Raw genomic sequence first — 2531 nt, 5'->3', positions numbered from 1 at the left:
GCGATGCCGCTTCACAGTCTCCCACCTATCCTACACATCTTGTATCCAATGTCAATGTTAAATTGTAGTGAAGGTGCATGGGGTCTTTCCGTCCCGTTGCGGGTACCCGGCGTCTTCACCGGGACCACAATTTCACCGAGCTCATGGCTGAGACAGCGCCCAGATCGTTACACCATTCGTGCAGGTCGGAACTTACCCGACAAGGAATTTCGCTACCTTAGGACCGTTATAGTTACGGCCGCCGTTTACTGGGGCTTCGATTCAATGCTTCTCCTTTAACAGATGACATCCCCTCTTAACCTTCCAGCACCGGGCAGGTGTCAGGCCTTATACTTCATCTTTCGATTTTGCAAAGCCATGTGTTTTTGTTAAACAGTCGCCTGGGCCTTTTCACTGCGGCTGATATTGCTACCAGCGCCCCTTCTCCCGAAGTTACAGGGCCATTTTGCCGAGTTCCTTAGCCATGATTCACTCGAGCACCTTAGAATTCTCTTCCCGGATACCTGTGTCGGTTTGCGGTACGGGTTTTTATAACCTGAAGCTTAGCGGTTTTTCTTGGAAGTCTGATTACCTGCACTATCTACGCCCCCGAAGGTTTGCAGTACTATCGGGTTTCAGCTAGGTCTGCGGATTTGCCTACAGTCCTAATACCTACGCCCTTTAACGATCTATTCCGTCAGATCGCGGCAGTGTCACTACTCCGTCCCCACATCGCAGTTATAAAAAGTACTGGAATATTAACCAGTTGTCCATCGAATATCCCCTTCGGGTTCTCCTTAGGCCCCGACTAACCCTGATCCGATTAGCGTTGATCAGGAAACCTTATCCTTTCGGTGGGCGGGTTTCTCGCCCGCCTTATCGTTACTTATGCCTACATTTGCTTTTCCAGAAGCTCCACCACAACTTACGTCATAACTTCGCTGCCGCTGGAATGCTCCCCTACCGTAATATTTACACATTACCCATAGCTTCGGTGTATAGTTTAATGCCCGTTTATTATCCATGCCCGATCGCTCGACTAGTGAGCTGTTACGCACTCTTTAAATGAATGGCTGCTTCCAAGCCAACATCCTAGCTGTCTATGCAATCGGACCTCGTTAGTTCAACTTAACTATAACTTGGGGACCTTAGCTGATGGTCTGGGTTCTTTCCCTCTCGGCCCGTGACCTTAGCACCCCGGGCCTCACTGCAGTGTATATTATATAGCATTCGGAGTTTGTCTGGATTTGGTAGGATTTGACTCCCCCGCACCCAATCAGTAGCTCTACCTCTATATAACTTTACCACCACGCTGTTCCTAAAAACATTTCGGGGAGTACGAGCTATTTCCCAGTTTGATTAGCCTTTCACCCCTACCCACAGATCATCCGGAAACTTTTCAACGTTTATCGGTTCGGTCCTCCAGTACGTGTTACCGCACCTTCAACCTGTCCATGGGTAGATCACAAGGTTTCGCGTCTACCTCCCCTGACTATACGCCCTATTCAGACTCGCTTTCGCTGCGGCTGCGTGTCTTAAACACTTAACCTTGCCAGAGAAGAGTAACTCGTAGGCTCATTATGCAAAAGGCACGCCGTCACGCCACCTGGACGCTCCGACCGCTTGTAAGCACACAGTTTCAGGTTCTATTTCACTCCCCTGTTCGGGGTTCTTTTCACCTTTCCCTCACGGTACTGGTTCACTATCGGTCTCTCAGGAGTATTTAGCCTTACCGGATGGTGCCGGCAGATTCCCACAAGGCGTCTCCGACCTCGCGGTACTCAGGATACTACTAGGCTAATGTTACTTACGTGTACGAGGCTCTCACTCTATATTGCCAGGCTTCCCATCCTGTTCCACTTCATTTCATTAATACCACATCGTAGTCCTACAACCCCACATATGCCGTAACATAAGTGGTTTGGGCTCTTTCCCGTTCGCTCGCCACTACTTAGGAAATCATTATTATTTTCTCTTCCTCTGCTTACTTAGATGTTTCAGTTCGGCAGGTTTGCGTATTATATACGACTAGTCTTCAACTAGCCAGGTTTCCCCATTCGGAAATCTTCGGATCAATTCATATTTGCTAATTCCCGAAGCTTATCGCAGCTTATCACGTCCTTCATCGCCTCTGAGAGCCAAGGCATCCCCTGTGTGCTCTTATTTACTTTCTTCTCTCCATAGCCTTTTGCGCCTATGGAAATGCTTTTTTTGATTGTTGTTATCTCTTCAGAATCGGTAATTACTTACCTATCCCTAAAGCTAACAACGTCTCTATTGTTGTTTGCTCTTCTTTTTTAACTTCTTCCAATATGTCAAAGAACTTTAGTTCCCCTATGATCTATCAGATCATATATTTATGGCCTCTTGTAGTTAGACCGGGTAATGTGGAGAATAACGGAGTCGAACCGTTGACCTCCTGCGTGCAAGGCAGGCGCTCTAGCCAGCTGAGCTAATCCCCCTTAGAATTTATTATGTAGTCCCGAGCAGATTTGAACTGCTGACCCCTACATTATCAGTGTAGTGCTCTAACCAACTGAGCTACGGGACTA

Annotated in this window: 2 tRNA genes and 1 rRNA gene; all 3 read right to left on the bottom strand. The window is 47.8% G+C overall.

Annotated features, from left to right (window positions below):
• Window positions 1-2153, bottom strand: a 23S ribosomal RNA gene (locus R2Q94_RS22075); the annotation flags it as partial.
• 214 nt (window positions 2154-2367) lie between these two features.
• Window positions 2368-2441, bottom strand: a tRNA-Ala gene (locus tag R2Q94_RS22070).
• Between the two features lie 15 nt (window positions 2442-2456).
• Window positions 2457-2530: transfer RNA gene (locus R2Q94_RS22065), tRNA-Ile, on the bottom strand.
• Between the last annotated feature and the right edge of the window lies 1 nt (window position 2531).

Origin of the sequence: Pedobacter gandavensis (genome assembly GCF_032678465.1) — a bacterium.
GTDB classification, from domain to species: domain Bacteria; phylum Bacteroidota; class Bacteroidia; order Sphingobacteriales; family Sphingobacteriaceae; genus Pedobacter; species Pedobacter gandavensis_B.
This window is presented reverse-complemented; position numbering and strand designations above follow the sequence as displayed.